Genomic DNA, 25,300 nt, shown 5'->3' with positions numbered 1-25,300 from the left:
CCCGCAAGCGCAGGTCCGACCTCAGAACCGGCCACCCGCACTGCGCCCACCGCCGGAGGAACGACCCCCACCGCCGGAGCTCCCACCGCCGAAGCCGCCGCCGCCGAAGCCCCCGCCGCCGAAGCCCCCGCCGAACCCACCTCCACCGAAACCGCCACCGAAGCCTCCGCCCCGCCGCCGCGGCGACCCACCCCCGAGGAGGATCCCGCCCAGCACCGCCCCGAGGTCGTCGGAGGCGCCGCCCCCACCGCCCGACCAGGAGTCCACGTCGCTGCGGGCGCGGGAACTGGCGCGTTCCGCGAGGGAGTCCGCCTGGCGGGCGTGCTCCAGCGCCGCCGCCGGGTCCTGGGACGCGAGCGCGAGCGCCTGGTCGAGGTGTCGCTGCGCCTCGCCGAGGTGGGTGCGGGCCGCCGACCCGACGGCACCCCGTCGTGCGGAGACGAAGTCGTCGGCGGCCGCGATCTCGGAACGGGCCGCGACCAGGGCCTGCTCCAGGGCGGCCTCGGTGGACCGGCGCGCGGACGTGGCCTCCTCGACGGCGTCCCGGGCCGCGTCCAGCGTCCGCTCCGCCTCGACGAGCCGGTGCAGCGCGCCCAGCGGATCGCTCGAGGCCTGGCGGGCGCTCGCCTCCACCACGGCGAGCGCCGCGGCCGAGGCCGCCGCGAAGTCCGCCGTGGGCACTCCGGTGGCCGCCTCGACGGGCGTCCGGGCGTCGGCCCGCAGCCGGGCGATCGCCACCGGGACCTCCTGCACCGCCTGACGCAGGCCCTGCTCGGTCCTCGACACCCCGCTCAGGAGCTTCTCGGCCTGGGCGGCCGCCGCTTCCGCGGTCCGGACGGCGTCGACGACCTCACCCGAGCGGGTCACGTCGGCCAGCGCCGCGCGGCCCGCTGCGCACGACCGTTCCGCCAGACCGATCCGGTCCCGGGCCTGGGCGACGGTGTCGGCGACGGAGGTCAGGGCGGTCTCCCCGAACTCCGCGGCCAGGGTCGAGAGCAGCGCCCGGGCCGGTTCGACGCCCGCCCGCAACCCGGGCAGCTTCGCCTCGACCTCGGTGAGGACCGCGGGGGCGCGCTGGACGAGGTCGCGCAGCGCGTCGACCGCGTCGGAGGCCTCGTCGAGGGTCTTCCCCGTGGTGCGGCAGGACTCGATCACCTCGGTGAGGATCCGGCGCCGTTCCGCGTCGGTCTCGGGGACGGAGTCGTCGAGCGACTGCCGGGCCGTGAACGCCTGCCGCAGTGCGGTGCGGGAACGTTCCAGGACGCTGGAGAACTCCGCGGTCGACGCCGTCCCGAACTCCGCCGCCGCGAACTGGAGTTCCTCCGCGGCCGCGCGGACGGCGTCGTCGGCCTGCACCAGCAGCGTGTCGGCCTGGGTCTGCAGGTCCGCCGTGGAGACCGCCGGCCGCGACCGGTGCCGCCGCACCAGGGCCACGACGGCGATGACGACGACCCCGGCGAGGGCGAGGAACCCCAGCACCCACCAGACGGTGTGCGAGGGGCTGAGGTGGGTGTCGAGGGAGTCGGCGCCCGCGACGGCGGCTCCGGCCCAGTCGCCGTCGGCGAGCTCGGTCTCGGTGTCGCGGGCCACCGCCTGGAGGTCCGCGTCGTCGAGGCGGGACGCGCTGTCGACGAAGTAGGCGTAGGAGCGGTCGCCGGTGGCGACGGCCAGCAGGACGTCGTCCTGGCCCAGCCCCGACGTCGTCGCCGTCTCCTCGGCCCAGGTCTGCCCGTCCGCCCCGTCGAAGGAGTCCACGTAGACGACCCAGAGCTGCACGCCGGTGTCGGAGCGCAGCGACGAGAGCGCCCCCTGCACCTCCCCGTCGCGACCGTCCAGCGCCCCGACCTGGTCGGTCACCTGCCCGGCCAGCCGGAACGGAGGCACGGCCGAGGCAGGCGCCGCGGGGGCGAGCAGCAGACCGCCGCTCAGCAGGAGACCGGCGACGGCAGCGAGACGGCGAGACGACACCGGTGCAGTGTGTCGCACCTCGGGGAGGCGGGGGCAGGCGATCAGAACAGCGTGTACCCGCCGTCGGTGACGACGACGGCCCCGGTGGAGAAGCTCGACGCGTCGGAGGCCAGGTAGACGACCGTCGCGGCGATCTCCTCGGGGGTGGAGTAGCGCTGCATCGGCGCGTCCTCGATCCACATGCGGCGGAACTCGGGTTTGTCGACGGGGGCCATCTCGGTCTTGACGTACCCGGGGGCGATCGCGTTGACCCGGATGCCCAGCGGCGCCCACTCCGCCGCGAGCGACTTCGTGAGCTGGTGCACCGCAGCCTTGGAGGCGTTGTAGACCGGCTGCAGCTGCGGGCGGTTCACGATCTGCGCGCTGATCGAGCCGACGTTGACGATGGCCCCACCGCCGTTCTGCGCCATCCACTTCGCGGTGACGACGCTGGGCAGCCAGACGCCCTTGACGTTGGTGGTGATGACGTCGTCGTACTCGTCGTCGGTCACCTCGAGCGCGGGGCGGTGCACGCAGGTGCCGGCGTTGTTGACCAGCACGTCGAAGCGGCCGAACTGCTCGGTCACGCGGGCGACGGCCGCCTCGACCTCCGGGCGGGAGGTGACGTCGAGGCGCAGGCCGAGGGTCCGGCGCCCGGTCGAGGCGGCGATCTCCTCCGCCGCGGCGACGGACGCGGCCTCGTCGCGGGCCGCGACGACGACGTCGGCACCGGCTTCGGCCAGGGCCTGCGCGAAACCACGGCCGAGGCCCTTGTAACCACCGGTGACGAGGGCGACCTTGCCCTCGAGGGAGAACTTCTGCAGAACGGACAACGGGGGCTCCTACTTCTCGGCGGGGTTGACGACGACGACGGCCTTCATGCTCAGCGGGTCGGAGTCGGCGTTCAACGCGTCCTCGACCTGCTCCAGCGGGTACCGGGCCGTCACCATGTCGTCGAGGTGGACGGCGCCGGAGGTGGTGAGTTCGATGCCCCGGGGCCAGGTGTCGATGTAGCGGAAGACGCCGGTGAGGTTGATCTCGCGGGTCGCGATGAGCTGCACCGGGATCGGCATCTCCTCCGCGCCCAGACCGACGAGGACGACGGTCCCGCCGCCCCGGGTGCTGTTGATCCCGGAGATCACCGCGGGGGTCGCCCCCGAGCAGTCGATGAACGCGTCGGCGCGGATCTCCGCGATCTCGGCGGCGTCCTGGACGGGGTGCAGCGCGCGGGTCGCCCCGAACCCGGTGATCCGTTCCCGGCGGGAGTCGACGAAGTCGGTGACGACCACGTCGGTGGCGCCCCGGGCGCGGACGGCCTGCGCGGCCATCGCCCCGATCGGGCCGGCCCCGGCGATCAGCACCTGGTCGCCCGGGCCGACGTTCGCCTTGTGCGCGGCCCAGAGCCCGACGCTCAGGGGTTCCAGCAGCGCCGCGGACTCGTCCGACAAGCTGTCCGGCACGGTGTAGGCCTGGTCCGCGGGTGCGGTCACGTAGTCGCAGAACGTCCCGTCGAAGGGGGGCGTGGCGTAGAACTCCATGAACGGGCACAGGTTCGAGCGACCGGTCTTGCACTGCCGGCACGTCCGGCACGGGACCTGCGGGTCGATCGCGACCCGGTCACCGAGGCGTTCCTCGGGAACTCCGCGCCCGAGGCCGACGACGGTCCCGGAGACCTCGTGGCCCAGGACGATCGGCGCGGTGACGACCATGTCGCCGATGCGGCCGTGCTTGTAGTAGTGGACGTCGGACCCGCAGACGCCGACGGAACCGACCCTCACCAGCACCTCGCCGTCGGCGGGGGTGGGCACGGGTCGTTCCTGCATCTCGATGACGCCCTGCTTCAGCAGGACGCTGGCCCGCATGGTGGTGGGAACGCTGGTCATCGTCGACTCTCCTCAGTGGCCCGGGGGCGGATGTGCTGGTGCTGCTGGGACAAGAGTGCCCGTCCGGACACGAGGTGCTGCACCCCGGCGTCGGTGAGGGCCTGGACGTGCGCGCGTCCCACCCCGCCGTCGACGCCCACCGGGAGCCCGGGGGGCAGACTCGCGACCGCGTCGAGGCGGGCGAGGTCGATCGGCTGGGTCGTGCCCGGGTCGATGAGCATGACGAGCGCGCCGTCGACGACGAGGTCGGGCGGGAGCGGCGAGCCTGCGTGCTCGACCCACACCTGGGCCCCCGCGGCCCTGACCTCCTCGCCCTCGCGACGGCACCTTCCCGCCGAGAGCACGACCCGGTCCGGCTGCGCCGCGAGGACGACGTCCAAGGGGGTCGGCACGGGGCCGAGATCGATGACGTGCACCTCGAGGCGGGTCTGCGGCAGGCTCTCGCGGACCAGTTGCAGCGTCTCCACCGAGACACCCGTCGAGACCCCGGACGGGTCGAGGACGAGGTCGACGTGGACCCACCACCCCGCGCCGTCGAGCTGGTGCGCCGCCGCGAGCCGCTCCTCGGCGGGCACGGCGTAGAGCGAGCCTGCGGCGGAACCGCCCCAGGACCACCCGGACAGGTCCAGCGGCCCGGTCACGCTCGCCCCTGCCCGACGACGCCCGCGGGGTGCACCGCGACGACGTCCGCCGCGGAGTGGCCCCGCAGGTCCTTGAGGACCGCGGTCAGCGCGTCCCCCCAGGCGGAGGCGACGAGGGTGCTGCCGGTGGCGACGAGCCCGTCGAGGTCGGCGTCGGCGGGTTCGGTGCGGATCGCGACCACCGTGTCGGCCGCGGTGGCGAACGGTGAGTCGGGCGCCTCGGTGACGGCCACGACCCGAATCCCGCGCCGGCGCAGCAGGCCGACGAGTTCGGTGAGCTCGGCGGAGCGCCCACCCTTGGAGAAGGCCAGGACGAGGTCGTCGGGGGTCACCGCCCCCGCCCGGCCGTGCAGGGCGTCCGCCGCCGACAACGCGAACGCGGGGGTCCCGCACACCGAGAGCAGGTGTGCCAGCCGTTCCGCGACGATGCCCGACGTGCCCGAACCGGTGGTGACGACCTTGCCCCGCACCGCGAGCACCTCGCCCACGAGGTCGGCGAAACCCGTGTCGAGCTGGGCCGCCAGCCCCGCCAGCGCCTGCGCCTGGCGGTCGATCTGCCGACGACCGGCGTCGACGAGTTCCTCGGGGGTCACCGGACCGTGTACCCGCCGTCGACGACGAGGTCGTGGCCGTTGACCATCGCCGCGCCGGGGCCCGCCAGGAACAGCACCGCCGCGGCGACCTCCTCGGGTTCCGCGAACCGCCCCACCGGGATCTGCGCCTTCAGCGCGTCCCCGGCGGGGTTCTCCCAGTTCGGCCGGGCCAGCGGGGTGAGGACGACGGTGGGCGACACCGTGTTCACGGTGATCCCCAGGGGTCCCCACTCCAGGGCCAGCGTGCGGGTCATGCCCAGCAACCCCGCCTTGGAGGCGGCGTAGGCGACGTGACCCGCCAGCCCCACGGTCGCGGCCTGGGACGCGATCGTGACGATCCGCCCGCCGCCGTGGGTGGCGAGGTGGCGGGCGACGGCCTGCGACACGACGAAGCTGCCCGTCAGGTTCACCCCGACGGTGCGGTTCCAGCCGGCCGGGTCGATGTCCAGGGCCGGGGCGATGGTGGCGACCCCGGCGCAGTTCACCAGGACGTCGAGCCGCCCGGCGCGGGCCACCACCTCGGCCACCGCCGCACCCACCTGTGTCGGGTCGGTGACGTCCGCCGTCACCTGCCACGACCCGAGCGTGGTCGCCTCCCGGTCGAGGACGGCGACCCGGGTGCCGTCGGCCTCGAACGCGGCCACGATCGCCGTGCCGATGCCGCTGGCACCCCCCGTCACCAACGCCACTCTGGAGGTCACTGGCCCGGGATCCCCTCGGCCGCGATGTCGCCGGAGGCCAGGTTCTTCGCCGTCATGTCCGGGAGCTGCTCCAGGAACGCCGCCCGGTCGGTGACGACGTGCTGGATGGCGACGTCGACGTTCTCCTTGGTGATCTTCGGCATGTTGTACACGGGTTTCGTGTCGACGTCCTGCCCCGCCGCGATCGCCGCGGCGACGGCCAGGCCGGCGGACAGTTCCACCGTCCCGTTCTGCAGCATCGTCCCGATGAACTCACCGCTCTTGACGGCGTTCAGGCCGTCCTCGATGCCGTCGATCCCGACGACGGGCAGGGTCATCCCGGCCTCCTTGAGGGCCTGCAGCGCGCCGAGCCCCATGTCGTCGTTCTCGGACACGATCCCGGTCAACTGGGAACCGAACGCCGAGATCCAGTTCTTGACCTTGTTGACGGCCTCGTCGCGCTTCCAGTTCGCGGTGTCCTTGGCCAGGACCGTGATGTCGGGGTACTTCTTCAGGACGTTCTCGATGCCCTGGGTGCGGTAGAGCTCGCCGGACTGGCCCAGCGGACCCTGCAGCACGACGATGCCACCCTTCCCGCCCAGCGCGTCCGCCATCATCTGCATCTCCGCCTCGCCCGCCGCGACGTCGTCCGGCTGCACGTTGCCGGAGATGTCGGTGGAGTTCAGCTCCGCGTTGACGGGGATGATCGGGATCCCCGCCGCCTTGGCCGCGGCGACCTGCGGTTGCAGGGAGTCGGCCTGGACGGGGACGACGATGATCGCGTCGACGCCGGCGTTGACGTACTGGTCGACCTGCGAGGCCTGGGTGTTGACGTCGAGGCTCGCGGAGTTCCAGAGGAGTTCGATGCCCTCGGCCTTCGCGTAGGCCTCCATGCCCTCCTTGCCGGCGGTGATGAACGAGCTCATGTCGTAGACGCTGACGCCGATGCGGAGCTTCTTCTTCCCGCCGGACGCGTCACCGGACGCGTTGTCGTCGGCCGTCGGGTCACCGGCGCCGCAGGCGGCCAGGGCGAGACCCAGCGCGGTGATCCCGAAGGAGCCGGTGAGCAGGTGACGACGGCCGAGGGTTGGTTCGTGTGCCATGGGGTCCTCCGTGGGGGTGGCCGGTCAGCTCTGACCGGGAATGCCTTCGGCTGCGATGTCGCCGGAGCTCAGGTTCTTCTCCGTCAGATCGGGGATCTGCTTGAGGAACGCGGCCCGGTCGGTGACGACGTGCTGGATGGCGACGTCGACGTTCTCCTTGGTGATGGCCGGCATGGTGTACACCGGGTCGGTCTTCACGTCCTCCTTGCGGGCGATCTTGGCCGCGACGGCCAGACCGGCGGACAGTTCGACCGTCCCGTTCTGCAGCGAGGTGCCGATGAACTCGCCGCTCTTGACCGCGTTCAGTCCGTCCTCGATGCCGTCGATGCCGACGACGGGCAGGTTGAGTCCGGACTCCTTGAGGGCCTGCAGGGCACCGAGGCCCATGTCGTCGTTCTGCGAGACGATGCCGTTGAGGTCACCGCCGAAGGCGGAGATCCAGTTCTTGACCTTGTTGACGGCTTCGTCGCGCTTCCAGTTCGCGGTGTCCTTGGCCAGCACCTCGATCTCGGGGTACTTCGCCAGGACCTGGTCGATGCCCTTGCCGCGGTTGATCTCCCCGGACCCGCCGAGGGGGCCCTGCAGGATGACGATGTTGCCCTTGCCGCCGAGGTGGTCGGCCATCATCTGCATCTCCTGCGCCCCGGCGGCGACGTCGTCGGGCTGGACGTTGCCGGCGATGTCGGTGGAGTTCAGGGACGCGTTGACCGCCAGCAGCGGGATCCCGGCGGCCTTGGCCGCGGCGACCTGGGGCTGCAGGGAGTCGGCCTGGACGGGGACGACGATGATCGCGTCGACGCCGGCGTTGACGTACTGGTCGACCTGGGAGGCCTGGGTGTTGACGTCGAGGCTGGCGGAGTTCCAGAGCAGTTCGATGTCGTTGGCGTCGGCGTAGGACTGCATGCCCTCCTTGCCGGCCGTGATGAACGAGCTCATGTCGTACACGCTGACGCCGATGCGCAGCTTCTTCGCGCCACCGGAGGCGGTGGAGTCCGAACCGCTGTCGGCGGTGGGGTCACCGGCGCCGCACGCGGTCAGGGCGAGGGCGAGGGTGCCGGCGCCGAAGGCCCCGGTGAGGAGGGAGCGACGGGAGAACGGGGACTGGGTCACGGGGTTCCTCCTGGGAACGGGAGAGGTTCGGGTCAGGCGCGGCGTTTGACGGACCACACGTCGACCGCGACGGCGGCGACGATGAGGACGCCCTTGATGACGTCCTGCCAGTAGGCGGGGACGAGCAGCAGGTCGAGACCGTTGTTGAGGGTCTGGATGAGCAGCAGGCCGAGGGCGGTACCCCAGACCGTGCCGCGGCCACCCATGAGGCTGGCGCCACCGATGACCACGGCGGCGATGGCGTCGAGCTCGTAGCCCTGACCGAGGTTCGGCGGACCGGAGATGACGCGGGAGGCGAGCATGACCCCGGACAACCCGGCGAGCACGCCGGAGAGGGCGTAGACGCTGAACAGGGTCCGTCGGGCGTTGACGCCGGCGATCTCCGCCGCGACGCGGTTGCCGCCCACGGCGTAGACGCGCATCCCGTAGGAGGTGCGGCGCATCACGATCCCGAGCAGGACGATCCCGACGATCATGACGATGACCGGGATCTGCAGGCCGAGGACCTTGGTGTTGGCGATGCTGCCGAACTCGGCCGGGAGGCCGTTGATGGGGGCGCCGCCGCCGATGACGTAGGCGATGCCGGACCCGGCGGTCAGCATGCCGAGGGTGGCGATGAACGGTGGTACGTCGACCCGGGAGACGAGCAGTCCGTTCACGGTGCCGGCGAGCAGGCCGACGGCCATGGCGGAGAGGACCGTGAGCCAGACCTGTCCGGGGTGGGCCTTGGCCACCGCGGCCGAGGTCATCGCGGCGACCGCGATGACCGAACCGACGGAGAGGTCGATCCCGCCGGTGAGGATGACGAGGGTCTGCCCCAGGGCGATGAGCGCGAACGGCGCCGCGGCGATGAGGATGTTCTGCAGGTTCTCGGGAGAGGAGAACCGCAGGCTGCGGTAGCTGAAGAACGCGATGACCAGCAGCATCACGATGAGCATCGCGCGGCGGATCAGCTGGGCGACGATCCACTCCCGGGAGAACCGTCGTCGCTGCACGGGGGCCGGGGTCGGGTCGAGCTGGGTGGTCGCCATCAGTGGTCCTTCGGGTTGTCACGGGGGGCGAGTCCGGAGCTGAGCCGGAAGATGAGTTCCTGGACGTCGGGGGAGTCCAGCTGGTCGCGGGTGAGTTCGCTGACGACGCCGCCGTCGCGCAGGACGAGGGCACGGTGGCTGAGCCCGAGCACCTCCGTCATGTCCGAGGAGGCCATGACGACGGCCATGCCCGCGGCCGCGAGGTCGGCGATGATGCGGTAGATCTCCGAGCGGGCGCCGACGTCGACGCCGCGGGTCGGTTCGTCCAGCAGCAGGACGTCGACGTGCTCGGTGAGCCAGCGGGCCAGCACGACCTTCTGCTGGTTCCCTCCGGAGAGGGTCCCCACGTCCTGGGAGAGGCCGCGGCTGCGCAACCGGACGGAGTCCATGGCCTCCCCGACGGCAGAGCGACGGGAGGCGCCCTTGAGCCAGCCGGCGACCGAGAACTTGGCCAGGCGCGGCAGGGTCCCGTTGTCCAGCACCGAGAGGCCCATGACCGCACCGGCGTGCTTGCGGTCCTCGGGGACCAACGCCATCCCGGCGGTGATCGCCGCGGCGGGGTTCTTGCGCTTCACCTCGCGACCGGCGACCGAGATGTGACCGGCGGTCGTGGCCCGGACCCCGAAGATCCCCTCGAGGAGTTCCGTGCGTCCCGCCCCGACGAGACCGGCGAGTCCGAGGATCTCCCCGCGCCGCACCTGGAGGCTGACCGTCCCGGCCTGGCCCACCACCGCGAGGTCGCGCACGTCGAGGACGGTTTCGGCCTCGGCGGGGACCGTCCGGACCCGGGGGAACAGGTCCTCCAGTTCGCGGCCGATCATCGCCGTGACGATGTCGTCGTCGGAGACGTCGGTCATGGCCTCGTCGAGGACGAGACCACCGTCGCGCAGGACGACGACACGGTCGGCGAGTTCGCGGATCTCGGCCATCTTGTGGGTGGTGAACATGATGGCGACCCCGGAGTCGCGCAGCTGCCGCACGACCCGGTAGAGGCCCTCGACCTCGCGCTCGGAGATGGCCGAGCTCGGCTCGTCCAACAGCACGACCTCGGCGCCGCGGCTGGAGTTCTTGACGATCTCGACGATCTGCTGCAGGCCGACGGGGAGCGTGCCCATGCGGGCGCCGGGATCGATCGCGACGCCGAACACCTCGAGCAGCGTCGCCGACTCCGAGGCCATGCGGCGACGGTCCAGGGTTCCGAGCTTCGTCTTCAGCTCGCGGCCGACGAAGAGGTTCTCGTAGACCGTCATGTGGGCGATGGAGGCGAGTTCCTGCGGGACGATCGCCACCCCGAGACGGTGGGAGTCTCGGATGCTGCCCGCCTGCAGCTCCTCACCGCGCACGAGGACGGATCCCTCGTCGGCGCGGTACTGGCCGGCGGCGATCTTCATCATCGTGGACTTCCCGGCGCCGTTCTCACCGGCCAGAGCGGTGACCGTCCCGAGTTCGAGGCCGATCGACACGCCCTTGAGGACGGGCACCCCGCCGAAGGACTTCCGCAGTTCGCGGCACTCCAGCACGGCGCTCACGAGGACTCCCGGACGCGCACGACGACCTTGACCTGTTCGGGGTCCGCGGAGGCCGCGTAGGCCGCCCCCGCGTCCTCGACCGCGAACTCCGCGGTGATGACCTCGGCGACGGGGACGCCGCCCTCGCGCAACATGGTGATGGCCTCCTCCACGTCCTCGCGGACGAACATCAGACAACCGAGCAGGTCGAGCTCGCGGTCCTGCACGAGGTCGAGCGGGATCGTGGTGGGGCCCGCCGCGACACCGACGGTCACGAACGTCCCGCCCTTGCGGAGCAGGTCGATCCCCTGGCGCACCGAGCTCTCGCGGGAGACGCAGTCGAACACGACGTCGGCCGGAGCGCCCAGGAGCTCCCGGGCCCGGTCCACCGCGTCGGACGAACCCGCGTCGACGGCACCGATCGCACCGAACTCCACGGCCCGGTCGCGCTTGGTGGCCACGAGATCGGCGGAGACGACCGCCCGGGCGCCGGCCCGCAGCGCACCCAGCAGGATGAACAACCCGATGGGCCCGGCCCCGATGACCAGGACCCGCTTGCCGGTGAGGTCACCGGCCCGGCGGACGGCGCGCAACGGTGTCGACAGCGGTTCCACCAGCACGGCGGCGGTGTCGTCGAGGTCGTCGGGCAACAGGTGCAGCCGGTGGCCCGGGACCACGAACGCGTCGGTCATGCCGCCGGGGGTCTGGCAGCCGATGACGTCGAGGACGTCGCAGATGTTGTAGCGGCCCTCCCGGCACGGGGCGCACTCCCCGCAGGCCAGGTTCGGTTCGAGGACGACCCGGGAACCCAGCGGGAGGTCCACGCCGGCACCGACCTCGGCGACGCGGCCGACGACCTCGTGGCCGGGGCGGTAGGGCAGGGAGATGAACGGGTGCACGCCGCGGGCGGCGTGCAGGTCGGAACCGCAGATCCCGACGAGAGTGGGTTCGACCAGGACCTCACCCGGTCCGGGGACCGGGCGGGCGGTGAGTTCGAACTGCACGTCGTCGAGGGAGTTCACGACGACCTGTCGAACTGGGGTCATGAGGTTCTGCTCCTGGGTTCTTCGGTCCTCAGCGGATGGTGTAGCCGCCGTCGACCACGAGGTCGGTGCCGTTGACCATGTCCGAGGCGCCGGAGGCCAGGAACAGCGCGGCTCCGGCGATCTCGCGGGGGAGGGCGAAGCGTCCGGTCGGGATCGCGGCCTTGGCGGCCTCGCCCTTCGGTCCGTCCCAGGCCTTCCGGCCGAGGTCGGTGAGCACGACGGTGGGGGAGATGGAGTTCGCCGTGACCCCGCGACCGGCCCACTCCGAGGCGAGGACCCGGGTCAGTCCGACCACCCCCGCCTTGGAGGCGCAGTACGCCGCGTGCCCGTCGAGGGCCACCGAGGCGGCCTGCGAGGCCATCGTGATGACCTTGCCGCGGCCGCGTTCCAGCATGCCGCGCCCGACGGCCTGGGCGGTGAGGAACGTCCCGGTCAGGTTGATCGACAGTGTCCGGACGAAGACCGCCGGGTCGAGTTCCTCGGCCGGGGCGAGGTCGACGATCCCCGCGCAGGTGACGAGGACGTCGACGGGTCCGGCGGACGCGGCGAACGCCGCGACGGAGTCCGGGTCGGCGACGTTCCCGGCCAGGCCCACGTGTCCGTCCCCGAGTTCCGCGGCGCGGGCGAGCGCCGCCTCCTCGTTCAGGTCGACGAGCACGATGCGTGCTCCCGCGGCGGCGAAGGCCCCGGCGATGGCGCTGCCGATGCCCGAGGCGGCACCGGTGATGAGGGCGGTGCGTCCGCCGAGGCGGAAGGACAGGTCGACGTCGGCGTCGGTCGGTTCAGGGTTCGACACGGTGGTCTCCGTTCCAGAGGTCTTCGGTGGCCTTCGCGGCCCTGGCGTAGTGGGCCCGGGGGTCGCGGTGGACCGGGCGTGGTGGGGTGCGCAGCAGGGTTCCGGGCCGCCAGGCGTCGCGCACCGTGCGCACGTCGGCGCCGGTCGCGACGGCCGCGGCCTGGACGCACGCTCCGCGGGCGGTGGCCTCGTCGGCGTCGGGGAGTTCGACCTCGCGCTGCAGGAGGTCGGCCAGGAGGTGGCGGTGGGCGGGGGAGCGTGCTCCCCCGCCCACGACGAGGACCCGGCCACCGGTGTCCACCCCGTTGCGCTGCAGGTGCTCCAGTCCGCGCACCAGACCGAGCAGGACGCCCTCGTGGGCGGCCCGGGCGATCTCCTTGCGGGTGGTGGCCGAGGTGATGCCGGTGAGCGTACCCCGGGCCCGTGGGAGGTCGGGTTTGCGTTCCCCGTCGAGGTGGGCGATCAGCACGGGTCCGGTGTCCGTCCCCGCGGCGAGGGCGAGTTCTGCGAACTCCGCGGCGTCCACCCCCAGCAACCGGGCGAACTGGTCGGTGACGCGGGCGGCGTTGAGCGTGGACACCAGGGGCAGGTACCCACCGGTGCAGTCCGCGACGCCGTCGACGGTTCCGCTCGCGTCGTGGACCGCGGTGGTGCTCGGGGTGAACACGACGCCGCTCGTCCCGAGCGAGAAGGTCACGTCCCCGGGAGCGACTCCGAGGCCCAGGGCGGCGGCGTGCTGATCACCTCCGCCGGCGGCCACGAGGGTTCCCGGGTGGCCCCCGAGGAACTCCGCGGCCTCGGTGGTGAGCTCGCCCGCGACCTCGGACGGCCCGGCGACCCGCGGGAAGGTCGAACTCCAGTCGATCTGCGGATCCACCAGTTCCAGCAGGTCCGGCAGGTACCGGCCCCGGCCACCGTCCGCGGAGGCGTCGAAGTACCCCGTCCCGCTGGCCTCGGACCGGTCGGTGACCCGTTCGCCGCTGAGCCGGAACGTGAGGTAGTCGTGGGGGAGGAGCACGGTGGTGGTGCGGCGCAGGTTCTCCGGTTCGTACCGGGCGAGCCAGGCGACCTTGCCGATGGTGAACGCGGCCGTGGGGACGGAACCGGTGCGGCGGGCCCAGTCGGCGTCGGGCAGGAGTTCCCGCAGACGGGCCACCTCGTCGATGGAGGTGGTGTCGTTCCACAACTTCGCGGGCCGGATCACGGCACCGGCGGAGTCGAGGGCCACGAGTCCGTGGCACTGCGCCGCGACGGACACCGCGACGACGTCGCTCGGGTCGACGTTCGCCGCGGACAGGGCTGCCGCGCAGGCGGTCCCGAGCGCCGACCACCACTCCTGCGGGTCCTGTTCGCTGACCGGACCCGTCGCCGGTGGGTGCGGGGCACGCCCCGTACCGCGCAGTTCGCCGCTGTCGACGTCCCGCAGTTCTGCCTTGCACGACTGGGTCGAGGAATCGATCCCCAGCACCAGACCCATGCGCCCTCCGCTCCGTCGCGAAACGTCTCCTCCGGCGGGAATCTTGCGGCCGGCTGCTCGCCCGGTCAACTCAGCTGCTCATGTGAGCACCCGGTGTGCGCTCCTGGGGTGTCATCTGCTCGGATGAGCGCGTGGGTCCGGAAGAACTGACCGAACTGGTCGCGATCGCGCGCCGGCACTACGTCGACGGTGTGTCCCGCGTCGACATCGCCAGCGAGCGGGGGTTGTCCCGGTTCAAGGTCGGCCGGATCCTGCAGGCCGCGCTGGAGGCGGGGATCGTGCGCATCGAGGTCCGGGCCCCCGCGGGGATCGACTACGAACTCTCCGAGGAACTTCGGCTGCGCTACGGGTTGCGCCGGGCGCTGGCCGTGCAGACCGCCGACGAACGACGCGTGCGAGAACCCCTCGGACAGGTCGCCGGCGAACTCCTGCGCGAGATCGTCACGGCCGACGACCTGCTCGGGATCGACTGCGGCCGGACCTTGCGGGAGATGACCGGCCACCTCGGCGGGATCGCCGGCTGCGACGTCGTGCAGATCACCGGGATGGGTGGCGCCCTGGGCGACACCGCGACCGACATCACCCGGGTCGTCAGCGAGGCCAGCGGCGGACGGGTGTTCTCGTTGTTCGCGCCGATCGTCGTGGCGGACTCACGCACGGCCGAGGCGATGCGTTCGCACCGGGCGTTCCGCTCGACGTTCGCGGCCTACGGGCGCGTCACGAAGGCCGTCGTCGCGATCGGGGCCTGGTCGCAGGAGCTGTCGCAGATCCCCGCGCTCATCGGGGACGAGGAGACCGCGCGGCTCGCCGCCGCCGGTGTCGTCGGCGAGACGGGGGCACTGCTCGTCGATGCGGAAGGCCGGCGGATCCTCGGTCTCGACACCCGGCGCATCGCGATCAACGAGGCGCAGTTGCGTGCCGTCCCGGACGTGGTCGGGGTCGGGGGTGGTCGGGGCAAGACGGCCGCCGTCCACGCGATCCTGCGGTCCGGGTTGCTGAACTCGATCGTGACCGACGTCCACCTCGCCCGGCGACTGCTCAGTCGCCGGTCTTGACGAGCCGGCGCTTCTTCACGGTGTAGCCGGCGGGCAGGGTGCCCTCCTTGAGCATGCGGATCGGGCAGCGGCGGCACCTGTCCTTGGACTCGCAGCACTTGGACTTCGGCAGGTCCCGCTTCTTGCTCACGCGCGCAACGTAACACCGCCGGGTGAGGTTGCCCTCATCCCGGCGGTGCCCGCGGCGTCAGTTCGTGCGGTGGGACAGGTAGTACCGGATCAGGTCACCCGTGGAGGCGTCCTGCGCCAGCAGCGCGTCGGTGTCACCCGTGAGCGCCGGCGCGATCTCCAGGGCCAGCTTCTTGCCGAGTTCCACACCCCACTGGTCGAAGCTGTCGATGCCCCAGACGGCACCTTCGACGAAGGTGATGTGCTCGTAGAGCGCGATGAGCTGACCGAGCACCGCCGGGGTCAGCGAGGGCGCCATGATCGAGGTGGTCGGCCGGTTGCCGGAGAACACCCGGGCCGCGACGACCTCCTCGGCGGTGCCCTCGGCCCGCACCTCCTCCGCCGTCTTGCCGAACGCGAGCGCCTTGGTCTGGGCGAAGAAGTTCGCCATGAACAGCGCGTGCACGTCGGCGTCGCCGTCCACCAGCGGGTGCGTCGGGGTCGCGAAGGCGACGAAGTCGGCGGGGATGATCCGCGTGCCCTGGTGGATCAGCTGGTAGAACGCGTGCTGGCCGTTGGTGCCGGGTTCACCCCAGAACACCTCGCCCGTGTGCGTCGTGACGGCCTCGCCGTCGTAGCGGACGGACTTCCCGTTGGACTCCATCGTGAGCTGCTGCAGGTACGCCGCGAAGCGGTGCAGGTACTGCGAGTACGGCAGCACCGCGTGGGTGTGGGCGTCCAGGAAGTTCACGTACCAGACGTTGAGCAGACCCATGAGGAGCGGGACGTTCTGCTCGGGCGCGGTGGTGCGGAAGTGCTCGTCCACGGTGTGGAAACCGGACAGGAAGCTGCGGAAGTGGTCCGGCCCGACGGCGACGGCCAGCGAGGTGCCGATCGCGGAGTCGACGGAGTAGCGACCACCCACCCAGTCCCAGAACCCGAACGCGTTGGCCGGGTCGATGCCGAACGCGGCGACCTTGTCCAGCGCGGTCGACACCGCGACGAAGTGCTTGGCGACGGCGTCCGCGCGGGCGGTGTCGTCGTCGGCGAGGACTCCGGCTGCGGACAGCCGCTCCCACAACCACTTCCGCGACAGCCGCGCGTTGGTGAGGGTCTCCAGGGTCCCGAACGTCTTGGACGCGACGATGAACAGGGTCGTCTCGGGGTCGAGGTCCTTCGTCGTCTCGGCCACGTCGGTGGGGTCGATGTTGGAGACGAAGCGGCACTCCAGCCCGGCCTGCACGAACGGCTTGAGGGCTTCGTAAGCCATCACCGGACCGAGGTCGGAACCGCCGATGCCGATGTTCACGACGGTCGCGATCGGCTTCCCGGTGACGCCCTTCCACTCACCGGAGCGGACGGCCTCGGCGAAGGCGAAGACCTTCTCGAGCTCACCCTGCACGTCGGCGTCGACGTCCTGCCCGTCCACGCTCAGGGCCGGTGCGGCTCCGGCCGGTCGGCGCAGCGCGGTGTGCAGGACGGCGCGGTCCTCGGTGACGTTGATGTGCTCGCCGGCGAACATCGCGTCGCGGCGGGCGAGGACACCGGTCTCCTCGGCCAGCTGCAGGAGCAGGGCGAGCGTGTCGGAGGTGACGAGGTTCTTGGAGAGGTCCACGTGCAGGTCGGCGACGTCGAAGGTCAGCGACCGCGCGCGCTCGGGGTCGGCGGCGAACCAGCCCCGCAGGTCGGGGGTGCTGCCCGACCGGTGCTCGGTCAGCGACGACCACGCCGCGGTGGTGGTCGGGTCCACAGGTCCAGTGCTCATGAGGGTGACGCTAGTCAGCCCGTGTGCGGAGCGCGCGACCGGCTGCTGGCACAGTGTTCGCGTGCAGCGGTGGGATGACCTGTCAGACGTCGGACCCGGGTTCGGCCCGTCGGTGGTCACCATCGGCAACTTCGACGGGGTGCACCGCGGGCACGCGGCCGTGCTCGGCGAGGTCGTCGGCCTGGCCCGCGCCCGTGGCCTGGTCTCCGCCGCGGTGACCTTCGACCCGCACCCGCTGCAGGTCCTGCACCCCGAGCGCGCCCCCGGGCTGCTCACCGGCCTCACCCGCCGCCTCGACCTGCTGCAGGAGACCGGCCTGGACGCGGTCCTGGTGATGCCCTTCACCCGCGAGCTCGCGAGCTGGAGCCCGCAGCGCTTCGTGGAGGAGGTCTTCGTCGACGCGCTGCACGCCGCCGTCGTCGTCGTCGGCCACGACGTGCGCTTCGGCGAGGCCAACGCCGGCGACCTCGCCACCATGCAGGAGCTCGGCGCCCGGTTCGGGTTCGAGGTCGTCGTGCTCGCCGACCTCGGCGGCCAGGGCGACTCCTCCCGGTGGTCCTCCACGGCCGTGCGCGAGGCCCTGGCCGCCGGTGACGTCGAGCGGGCGGCGGCGATCCTCGGCCACCGGCACCGGGTCAGCTCCACCGTCGTGCACGGTGACCACCGCGGCCGCGAGCTCGGCTACCCGACGGCCAACCTGGACACCGTGCACGCCGACGGGCTGGTCCCGGCCGACGGCGTGTACGCGGGCTGGTTGACCCGCCGCGACGGCGACCGGCTGCCCGCGGCCGTCTCGATCGGCACCAACCCGACCTTCGACGGGGTGCGTCGTCAGCTCGAGGCGTTCTGCATCGACCAGCAGGGCCTGGACCTCTACGGGGAGCGCGTCGACCTCGACTTCGTGGCCCACCTGCGGCCCACCCAGCGCTTCGAGGGGATCGAGCCCCTCGTGCAGCAGATGGAGCGCGACGTCGCGAGGTGCCGCGAGATCCTGCTGTAGTCTGGGTGTTGCCGTTCGATCGGCCGCGGATCCAGAGAGCCCGGGTGGACAAGCCCCGTGGCACCGCGCAACGAGGTTCAGGAGACACGAGTGCCCCTCGACGCAGACGTCAAGAAGAAGATCATGACCGAGTACGCCCTCACCGAGGGTGACACCGGCTCGCCGGAGGTCCAGGTCGCGATGCTGACGCAGCGCATCCGTGACCTGACCGAACACCTCAAGATGCACCAGCACGACCACCACAGCCGTCGTGGCCTGCTGCTCCTCGTGGGCCAGCGCCGCAACCTGCTGAAGTACATGGCCAAGAAGGACATCAACCGTTACCGCTCGATCATCGAGCGTCTCGGCATCCGCCGCTGACCTGGTCAGGGGCCTGACGACAGGGGTGGTCCCGACTCTCGGGACCACCCCTGTCGCACGTTCCAGCCGCACTCGCGGCAGACTCACCGTGACACCGCGCAGCGTCGCACCGGTCCTCGGTAGTGGCCTCCGGAAGCTCCGGCTTCCGTGGGCCTCGATCGAAGGCCGGGGCGCGCGGGTGTCGCACATCCGCACCGCAACCTGGAGGAGGAACCCTTGGAGGGTCCCGAAATCACTGCCGCCGAAGCCGTCATCGACAACGGTTCGTTCGGCACCCGCACCGTCCGCTTCGAAACGGGTCGCCTCGCCAAGCAGGCCGCCGGTTCCGCCGCGGTCTACCTCGATGGCGAGTCCTTCCTGCTGAGCGCCACCACCGCCGGCAAGACCCCGAAGGACCAGTTCGACTTCTTCCCGTTGACGATCGACGTCGAAGAGCGCAGCTACGCCGCCGGCAAGATCCCCGGTTCGTTCTTCCGTCGTGAGGGTCGCCCCTCCACCGAGGCGATCCTGGCCTGCCGTCTCATCGACCGTCCGTTGCGCCCGAGCTTCGTCAAGGGCCTGCGCAACGAGGTCCAGGTCGTCGTCTCGATCATGGCGCTGCACCCCGACGACGCCTACGACGTCGTGGCCATCAACGCCGCGTCGCTGTCCACCCAGCTCTCGGGTCTGCCCTTCTCCGGCCCGGTCGGTGGCGTGCGCGTCGCGCTCATCGACGGCCAGTGGGTCGCGTTCCCGCGCTACTCCGAGCTCGAGCGCGCCGTCTTCGACATGGTCGTCGCCGGCCGTGTCGTCACCGCAGCCGACGGTTCGCAGGACGTCGCGATCATGATGGTCGAGGCCGAGGCGACCGAGGGTTCCTGGAACCTCATCAAGGAACAGGGCGCCACCGCCCCGACCGAGGAGATCGTGGCCCAGGGCCTCGAGGCGGCCAAGCCGTTCATCGCGGAGCTGGTGCGCGCGCAGGCCGAGGTGGCCGCCACCGCCGCCAAGCCGACCGCCGCCTTCCCGACGTTCCCGGACTACCAGGACGACGTCTACCAGGCCGTCTTCGACTCCGCCGCGACCGAGCTGGTCGTCGCGCTGCAGATCGCCGGCAAGCAGGAGCGCGAGTCCCGGATCGACGAGATCAAGGACCGCGTCAAGGGCGAGCTCGCCGCGGGCTTCGCCGGGCGCGAGAAGGAGGTCTCCGCCGCGTACCGCTCGGTGCAGAAGACCCTCATCCGCCAGCGCGTCCTCAAGGACGGGGTCCGCATCGACGGCCGCGGTCTGGCCGACATCCGGACGCTGTCCGCCGAGGTCGAGGTCCTGCCCCGCGTGCACGGTTCGGCGCTCTTCGAGCGCGGCGAGACCCAGATCCTGGGGGTCACCACGCTGAACATGCTCCGCATGGAGCAGCAGCTCGACACGTTGTCGCCGGTGACGCGCAAGCGCTACATGCACAACTACAACTTCCCGCCCTACTCGACCGGTGAGACCGGCCGCGTGGGTTCGCCGAAGCGTCGCGAGATCGGGCACGGCGCCCTCGCCGAGCGCGCGCTCGTGCCGGTGCTGCCGGCCCGCGAGGACTTCCCCTACGCGATCCGTCAGGTCTCCGAGGCGCTGGGCTCCAACGGTTCCACCTCGATGGGTTCGGTCTGCGCCTCGACGCTGTCCCTGCTCAACGCCGGTGTCCCGCTGCGCGCGGCCGTCGCCGGCATCGCGATGGGCCTCATCTCCGACACCGTCGACGGTGAGACCCGCTACGCGGCGCTGACCGACATCCTCGGGGCCGAGGACGCCTTCGGTGACATGGACTTCAAGGTCGCCGGGACCAAGGAGTTCGTCACCGCGATCCAGCTCGACACCAAGCTCGACGGGATCCCCGCCTCGGTGCTCGCCGGCGCGCTGACCCAGGCCCGCGACGCGCGTCTCTACATCCTCGACGTCATGGCCGAGGCCATCGACGCCCCGGACGAGATGTCGCCGACCGCGCCGCGGATCATCACCGTGAAGGTCCCCGTGGACAAGATCGGCGAGGTCATCGGGCCCAAGGGCAAGATGATCAACCAGATCCAGGAGGACACCGGCGCCGACATCTCCATCGAGGACGACGGCACGGTGTTCATCGGGGCCGTCGACGGCCCCTCGGCGGAGGCGGCCCGCGCAGCGGTCAACGCCATCGCCAACCCGACGATGCCCGAGGTCGGCGAGCGCTACCTCGGCACCGTCGTGAAGACGACCACCTTCGGTGCGTTCGTCTCGCTCATGCCGGGCAAGGACGGCCTGCTGCACATCTCGCAGCTGCGCAAGCTCTCCGGCGGCAAGCGCGTCGACAACGTCGAGGACGTCGTCTCGGTGGGCCAGAAGGTGCAGGTCGAGATCGCCGAGATCGACCCGCGCGGCAAGCTGTCCCTCGTCCCCGTCGTCGCGGAGGAGGCCTCCGAGGAGGCACCCGCGACGGAGACGACCGACGCCTGACGTGTCGTCCACGCTTCCCGGGAACCCCGTCGAGCTGCCCGTCGTGGCAGCCGGCGGGGTTCCCGCTACCACCGTCCTGTCCACCCCCGCCCAGGTGGAGCAGGGGTCGATCGTCAAGCGGACCGTCCTGCCCTGCGGTGCCCGCGTCCTGACCGAGGCCATGCCCGGTCAGCGCTCCGCGAGCATCGGGTGCTGGGTGGGTGTCGGCTCGCGCGACGAGACGAAGGGTCACTTCGGCTCGACGCACTTCCTCGAGCACCTGCTCTTCAAGGGCACCGAACGTCGGGACGCGATGGACATCGCCTCCGCGTTCGACGCCGTCGGGGGTGAGGCGAACGCCGCCACCGGCAAGGAGCACACGACCTACTACGCGCGCGTCCTCGACGCGGACCTGCCGATGGCGATCGACGTCGTCACCGACATGGTCACCTCGGCCGTCCTCGACGACGACGACTTCACCAGCGAACGCGAGGTCATCCTCGAGGAGCTGGCGATGAACGACGACGACCCGGGCGACGTCGCGCACGAGAAGTTCGCCGAGCTCGTCCTGGGCCGGCACCCGCTGGCCCGGCCCATCGGCGGCACCCCCGACACGATCCGCGCCGTCGGGCGCGACGACGTCTGGGCGCACTACCGCGAGCACTACCAGCCCTCCTCGCTGGTCTTCACCGCTGCCGGTGGTCTCGACCACGACGAGGTCGTCGCCTGCGTCCAGCGTGAGCTGGACCGCGCCGCGGGCGACCTCGGTCAGGCCGCTCCCCGTCCGCGCCGCATCAGCGGTGAGGTCGGCGGCGGGCTGGAGAAGGGTCGCTCGCTCGTGGTGGACCGCCAGACCGAGCAGGCCCACGTGCTGCTCGGGATGACCGGGATCACCGCCACGGACGACCGCCGGTTCACGATGTCGGTGCTCAACGCCGTCCTCGGGGGCGGGATGAGCAGCCGGTTGTTCCAGGAGGTCCGCGAGAAGCGGGGCCTGGCGTACTCGGTGTACTCGTTCAACGCCAACTACGCCGACTCCGGCTACGTCGGGCTGTACGCGGGCTGCTCACCGGCCAAGGCCGCCCAGGTCGCCGACCTGATGCTGGCCGAGCTGGCGAAGCTCGCCTCCACCCCGATGGAGTCCGAGGAGCTCGCGCGCGGCGTCGGTCAGCTGACCGGTGGTCTCGTGCTGGGGCTCGAGGACTCCGGGTCGCGGATGAACCGGCTCGGCAAGTCCGAACTCACCCACGGGCAGTTCCTCGACGTCGACGGTGTGCTGGCCAACGTGCGGTCCGTCACCGCCGAGGACGTCCGCGTCCTGGCGGCGGACCTGCTCTCCCGGCCGCGTTCGGTGACCGTCGTCGGACCGTTCAGCGACGACAGCGGATTCACCGGCGTCGTCCAGTGACGATCCGCGTCGCGGTCCTCGGGGCCGGGGGCCGCATGGGTTCGCAGGCGGTGGCGGTTCTCGAGGCCGCCGCCGACCTGGAACTCGTCGCGGCCCTCGGTCGCGGTGACTCCCTCGACGCGGCCACCGGGGCCGACGTCGTGGTCGACCTGACCGTCCCCGACCAGGTGATGGCCAACGTCGAGTGGGCCCTGGCGCACGGGATGCACGTCGTGACGGGCACCACCGGCTTCACCGCCGAGCGGATCGCCCAGGTCGAGGCCTGGGCCTCGGCCGCCGGTCGCAACGTCCTCGTCGCGACGAACTTCGGCATCGGGGCGGTGCTGGTCATGCAGCTCGCGGCGAAGGCCGCGAAGTTCTTCGAGTCCGTCGAGGTCGTCGAACTCCACCACCCCGCGAAGGTCGACGCGCCGAGCGGTTCCGCGATCCGCACGGCCCGCCTCATCGCGGCCGCACGGGCCGAGGCGGGCCTCGGCCCGTCGCCCGACGCGACGACCACGGAACTCCCCGGAGCCCGCGGCGCCGTCGTCGACGGGATCCACGTGCACGCCGTCCGGATGCGCGGGCTGACCGCCCACCAGGAGGTCATCCTGGGCGGGCCGGGGGAGACCCTGACGATCCGCGACGACACCTACGACCGCGCCGCGTACATGCCGGGTCTGCTGGTGGGTGTGCGTCAGGTCGCCGACCGTCCCGGGGTCACCGTCGGCCTCGAGCACTACCTGGACCTGGACTGACCGTGCGCGTCAAGATCATCGTCGCGGTCAGCGTCGCGGCCCTGCTGTTCTACTTCGTGTTCCTCGGCCGGCTGGGCTACCAGCTGGCCGCGACCGGTGAGTGGGCCGGCATCCTGCTCGGCATCGCGCTGTTCCTGCTGCCCGTCGTCGGTTTGTGGGCCGTCGTGCGGGAGCTCATGTTCGGGCTCGCGACGGAACGCCTCGGTCGCGAACTCGCCGCGCGCGGGGAACTGCCCGAGGACGACCTGGCCCGCACCGTGGCCGGGCGCATCGACCGCGAGGCCGGTTCCGTCCTGTGGCAGGCCGCGAAGGACGAGGTGGAGGCCAGCCCCGACGACGCGGGCGCCTGGTACCGGCTGGCGATCGGCTACGACGCGGCCGGTGACCGCAAGCGCGGCCGGGCCGCCGCACGGCACGCGGTCAAGCTGCACCGAGGCCGCTGACCCTACGATCCTGCGCCATGACGACGTGGACGGGATCGAACGCCTTCCGGTTGATGCCCACCGACGCGGCCCACGACGCCGTGGCCACCGCGGAGGTGACGGAAGGCGCCGGCGGGAACCTGGTCTCCCTCGCCTACACCTGGTTGCACCCCGACGACGGCGCCCAGGACGGGCTGCTGGTCCTCGGCCCCGGCCCCGACGGCTCTGCGCTGGCCCTGTGGGGTGACTCCTGGCACCAGACCCCGGAGGCGCAGGTGCTCGCCGGGTCCGTCGAGCCCGGCGTCTGGAGCGTCGGCTACGACTACGTCCCCGGTCAGTGGCGCTGGCGCATCGTCGTCGACACCTCGGACGCCGAGGAGTTGCTCGTCCGGATGGAGAACGTCGCCCTCGACGACGAGATCCCGCCCTACGCGGCGATGGACCTGCGCGTCCACCCCGCATGACCGCCGGCGGCGGTCCTCGTGCTGTCGGGTTCCAGCGGTCGGGTGGAGCACGAGCGCGTCCGGCTGCTGATCGACCATGGTGCGATGGCGCTGTCGATCCGTTGGTTCGGCGACGTGGGTCAGCCTCCGGGCATCTGCGAGGTGCCGCTCGAGACGTTCACCCCTGCCCTGGACCACCTCGCCGGGTTGAGCGACCACCTCGTCGTCCTGGGGACGTCGAAGGGTGCCGAGGCGGCGTTGCTGCTGGCCGTTCGCGATCCCCGGATCCGGACGGTGGTCGCCCTGTCCCCGACCTCGGTGGTCTGGGAGAGCGTGGGCAGCACCGGAGGCCCCCGTTCCAGCTGGACTTCCGCGGGAACTCCGTTGCCCTTCGTCCCCTACGACCCGACCTGGACCGGTCAGGAGGAACCGCCCGCCTTCCGGTCCCTCTACGAGCAGAGCCTCACCGCGTTCCCGGGAGCCGTTGCGGCGGCAACCATCCCGGTGGAGCAGATCCGAGGGCAGGTACTGCTGAGCGCCGGCGGTGACGACCGGGTCTGGCCCTCGCACCGCTTCGCCGCCGACATCGTCGCCCGCCGAGCGGCCCACGGTCGCGACGATCTCCCTCGGCTCCGCTGCCGCCGGCGACCGCGTGCTGTTTCCCGGACAATTGACCCCGTCGGGAGGAGATGGTGATGGCCCGTTTGATCCCGCGGCCGCGGGCGCCGAACTCGGGGCGCAGGTTGGCGGAGCTGCTCGTGCTATGCAACTCACCGACGGTGGCGTTGACTAGCTCCGCTGCGCCGATGGTAAGAGAGTCGCAGTAAGTCTTACGGTCTTTAATGGACCCAACCGTCGAGTTGGATCACGCGTCCACAAGGCACGCTATGGCGTATAGATGCTGTCCATCTTGATGGAGGAATTGACAGTGTTCATAGTCTTGTAGAAGCATGATTCCACTTAGAAGCAATTGCGGCTGTTGTCTTTAAATTTCTTCGGTACGTGAACGGTTGGCCGACTTTGCGTTACACATTCTTCTGAACGCTATTAGCGCATAGGCCCAAGGAGTACGGAAATCAAAAGGCCGCGCCCAGTGACTAGTGCTCGAGTTACTGGATGTATTCCTAAGGGATTTGGTCTAACGAGTGATATGGGCCACATGTCGATCCCGAGTGCAATCAGTGGTGGTGTATAGGTGCAGCCACCCAACTAATGCGCCACGTCGTCGTAGGTCAAAACAGTAGGGACAAGTATAAGCCTATTTCCCGTTCGTCGTCTGGCGGAGGCGCTGGACCTTATCGCTCGTCTGCAGCCAGTAGGGCCGGGTCCGCTGGTGCGCAATGGCGAGCTCGGCGCAGGCGTCGCGCAAGGCGCGGGATCGATGCGCGAAGCCATTCTTCCGCAGGAGCCGTTGGATGGTCACCCTCGATCAGCGAACCAGCTCATTGTTCGCCGCGGCACAGAATGGCTGTGACAGCCGCCTCGTCGTGGATTTTGGCCCAGGCCAGGCACGAGTGATGATCGGGGATGGTCTGTGTAAGGGCTGTGCCCGCCTTTTCTCGACCAAACTCGTTCTTGGCCACATCGAACATACTGGCCCAGTTCCGCTTGCCGCAAAGGGGGCCTACGAAGCACGAGTCGCCGCCGTTGGGGATGTCGCCAAACTTATTTATATCCCATGAATCAAATCGCCGGGAACGGCCTGGTTGTTCGGTCAAGTCCAGTAAGGTGGTGTACAACTTTCGCCGCGT

24 protein-coding genes are annotated in these 25,300 nt (G+C 71.1%); 9 read left to right on the top strand and 15 right to left on the bottom strand.

Annotation, left to right across the window (positions count from 1 at the left end; genetic code table 11):
• Positions 1-21: 21 nt before the first annotated feature.
• From ACFQ46_RS11745 to xylB, 13 genes are read right to left on the bottom strand one after another with little or no spacing between them, the layout of a single operon-like run.
• A complete protein-coding gene (locus ACFQ46_RS11745; protein ID WP_380259670.1) occupies positions 22-1,968 on the bottom strand; it encodes a TPM domain-containing protein in 1,947 nt (648 codons plus the stop codon).
• A 41-nt stretch (positions 1,969-2,009) separates the two neighbouring features.
• On the bottom strand, positions 2,010-2,780 hold the full coding sequence (locus tag ACFQ46_RS11740; RefSeq protein WP_380259669.1) for an SDR family NAD(P)-dependent oxidoreductase: 771 nt from the start codon (positions 2,778-2,780) through the stop codon (positions 2,010-2,012).
• A gap of 9 nt (positions 2,781-2,789) precedes the next feature.
• Positions 2,790-3,830 carry an NAD(P)-dependent alcohol dehydrogenase gene (locus ACFQ46_RS11735; protein ID WP_380259668.1) on the bottom strand — a complete coding sequence of 347 codons (1,041 nt, stop codon included), beginning with the start codon at positions 3,828-3,830 and terminating at the stop codon, positions 2,790-2,792.
• Positions 3,827-4,471, bottom strand: coding sequence for a hypothetical protein (locus ACFQ46_RS11730; protein ID WP_380259667.1), 645 nt, complete (start codon positions 4,469-4,471; stop codon positions 3,827-3,829). Before ACFQ46_RS11730 ends, ACFQ46_RS11735 begins: the two co-directional genes overlap by 4 nt.
• Positions 4,468-5,064, bottom strand: a complete 597-nt coding sequence (locus tag ACFQ46_RS11725; RefSeq protein WP_380259666.1) for an SIS domain-containing protein — start codon at positions 5,062-5,064, stop codon at positions 4,468-4,470. Before ACFQ46_RS11725 ends, ACFQ46_RS11730 begins: the two co-directional genes overlap by 4 nt.
• A complete protein-coding gene (locus tag ACFQ46_RS11720; protein ID WP_380259665.1) occupies positions 5,061-5,744 on the bottom strand; it encodes a GolD/DthD family dehydrogenase in 684 nt (227 codons plus the stop codon). The genes ACFQ46_RS11725 and ACFQ46_RS11720 overlap by 4 nt, the downstream gene beginning before the upstream one ends.
• A 17-nt stretch (positions 5,745-5,761) precedes the next feature.
• Positions 5,762-6,847, bottom strand: coding sequence for a substrate-binding domain-containing protein (locus ACFQ46_RS11715; protein WP_380259664.1), 1,086 nt, complete (start codon positions 6,845-6,847; stop codon positions 5,762-5,764).
• A gap of 24 nt (positions 6,848-6,871) precedes the next feature.
• Entirely contained in the window at positions 6,872-7,957 is a 1,086-nt protein-coding gene (locus tag ACFQ46_RS11710) for a substrate-binding domain-containing protein (protein WP_380259663.1), read from the bottom strand.
• Between the two features lie 32 nt (positions 7,958-7,989).
• The gene (locus tag ACFQ46_RS11705; RefSeq protein WP_380259662.1) at positions 7,990-8,988 is read right to left on the bottom strand and encodes an ABC transporter permease; all 999 of its coding nucleotides are present in this window, start codon (positions 8,986-8,988) and stop codon (positions 7,990-7,992) included.
• The gene (locus ACFQ46_RS11700; RefSeq protein ID WP_380259661.1) at positions 8,988-10,517 is read right to left on the bottom strand and encodes a sugar ABC transporter ATP-binding protein; all 1,530 of its coding nucleotides are present in this window, start codon (positions 10,515-10,517) and stop codon (positions 8,988-8,990) included. The genes ACFQ46_RS11705 and ACFQ46_RS11700 overlap by 1 nt, the downstream gene beginning before the upstream one ends.
• On the bottom strand, positions 10,514-11,542 hold the full coding sequence (locus tag ACFQ46_RS11695) for a zinc-binding dehydrogenase (RefSeq protein WP_380259660.1): 1,029 nt from the start codon (positions 11,540-11,542) through the stop codon (positions 10,514-10,516). Before ACFQ46_RS11695 ends, ACFQ46_RS11700 begins: the two co-directional genes overlap by 4 nt.
• A 28-nt stretch (positions 11,543-11,570) precedes the next feature.
• Entirely contained in the window at positions 11,571-12,338 is a 768-nt protein-coding gene (locus tag ACFQ46_RS11690) for a GolD/DthD family dehydrogenase (protein WP_380259659.1), read from the bottom strand.
• Positions 12,325-13,815, bottom strand: coding sequence for a xylulokinase (gene xylB, locus ACFQ46_RS11685; RefSeq protein ID WP_380259658.1), 1,491 nt, complete (start codon positions 13,813-13,815; stop codon positions 12,325-12,327). The genes ACFQ46_RS11690 and xylB overlap by 14 nt, the downstream gene beginning before the upstream one ends.
• A 131-nt stretch (positions 13,816-13,946) precedes the next feature.
• Here xylB and ACFQ46_RS11680 point away from each other — a divergent pair, with 131 nt between their 5' ends.
• The gene (locus ACFQ46_RS11680; protein ID WP_380259657.1) at positions 13,947-14,870 is read left to right on the top strand and encodes a sugar-binding transcriptional regulator; all 924 of its coding nucleotides are present in this window, start codon (positions 13,947-13,949) and stop codon (positions 14,868-14,870) included.
• Here ACFQ46_RS11680 and ACFQ46_RS11675 read toward each other — a convergent pair.
• Together ACFQ46_RS11675 and pgi are read right to left on the bottom strand one after the other, a co-directional pair.
• Positions 14,854-15,000 (bottom strand): hypothetical protein, encoded by a 147-nt coding sequence (locus ACFQ46_RS11675; protein WP_328292015.1) that lies wholly within the window; start codon positions 14,998-15,000, stop codon positions 14,854-14,856. The two genes, ACFQ46_RS11680 and ACFQ46_RS11675, sit on opposite strands and share 17 nt — an antisense overlap.
• Positions 15,001-15,057: 57 nt before the next feature.
• Positions 15,058-16,743, bottom strand: a complete 1,686-nt coding sequence (gene pgi, locus ACFQ46_RS11670) for a glucose-6-phosphate isomerase (protein ID WP_380259656.1) — start codon at positions 16,741-16,743, stop codon at positions 15,058-15,060.
• A gap of 61 nt (positions 16,744-16,804) precedes the next feature.
• Here pgi and ACFQ46_RS11665 point away from each other — a divergent pair, with 61 nt between their 5' ends.
• The 8 genes from ACFQ46_RS11665 (at position 16,805) to ACFQ46_RS11630 (ending at position 24,245) form a co-directional block, all read left to right on the top strand.
• Positions 16,805-17,743: a bifunctional riboflavin kinase/FAD synthetase gene (locus ACFQ46_RS11665; protein WP_380259655.1), complete on the top strand. Its 939-nt coding sequence runs from the start codon at positions 16,805-16,807 to the stop codon at positions 17,741-17,743.
• Between the two features lie 90 nt (positions 17,744-17,833).
• Entirely contained in the window at positions 17,834-18,103 is a 270-nt protein-coding gene (gene rpsO / locus ACFQ46_RS11660; protein WP_328292012.1) for a 30S ribosomal protein S15, read from the top strand.
• A 216-nt stretch (positions 18,104-18,319) separates the two neighbouring features.
• Positions 18,320-20,560 carry a polyribonucleotide nucleotidyltransferase gene (locus ACFQ46_RS11655; protein WP_380259654.1) on the top strand — a complete coding sequence of 747 codons (2,241 nt, stop codon included), beginning with the start codon at positions 18,320-18,322 and terminating at the stop codon, positions 20,558-20,560.
• 1 nt (position 20,561) lies between these two features.
• Positions 20,562-21,947 (top strand): pitrilysin family protein, encoded by a 1,386-nt coding sequence (locus ACFQ46_RS11650; protein WP_328292010.1) that lies wholly within the window; start codon positions 20,562-20,564, stop codon positions 21,945-21,947.
• Complete coding sequence (gene dapB / locus ACFQ46_RS11645) at positions 21,944-22,684, top strand: 4-hydroxy-tetrahydrodipicolinate reductase (RefSeq protein ID WP_380259653.1); 741 nt, start codon at positions 21,944-21,946, stop codon at positions 22,682-22,684. Before ACFQ46_RS11650 ends, dapB begins: the two co-directional genes overlap by 4 nt.
• Positions 22,685-22,686: 2 nt before the next feature.
• Positions 22,687-23,127 (top strand): hypothetical protein, encoded by a 441-nt coding sequence (locus ACFQ46_RS11640; RefSeq protein ID WP_380259652.1) that lies wholly within the window; start codon positions 22,687-22,689, stop codon positions 23,125-23,127.
• Between the two features lie 17 nt (positions 23,128-23,144).
• On the top strand, positions 23,145-23,570 hold the full coding sequence (locus tag ACFQ46_RS11635) for a hypothetical protein (RefSeq protein WP_380259651.1): 426 nt from the start codon (positions 23,145-23,147) through the stop codon (positions 23,568-23,570).
• 84 nt (positions 23,571-23,654) lie between these two features.
• Positions 23,655-24,245, top strand: coding sequence for an acyl-CoA thioester hydrolase/BAAT C-terminal domain-containing protein (locus ACFQ46_RS11630; RefSeq protein WP_380259650.1), 591 nt, complete (start codon positions 23,655-23,657; stop codon positions 24,243-24,245).
• Positions 24,246-25,300 lie beyond the last annotated feature (1,055 nt).

It is taken from the genome of Kineococcus sp. GCM10028916, from assembly GCF_042674865.1.
Taxonomy (GTDB): domain Bacteria; phylum Actinomycetota; class Actinomycetes; order Actinomycetales; family Kineococcaceae; genus Kineococcus.
This window is presented reverse-complemented; position numbering and strand designations above follow the sequence as displayed.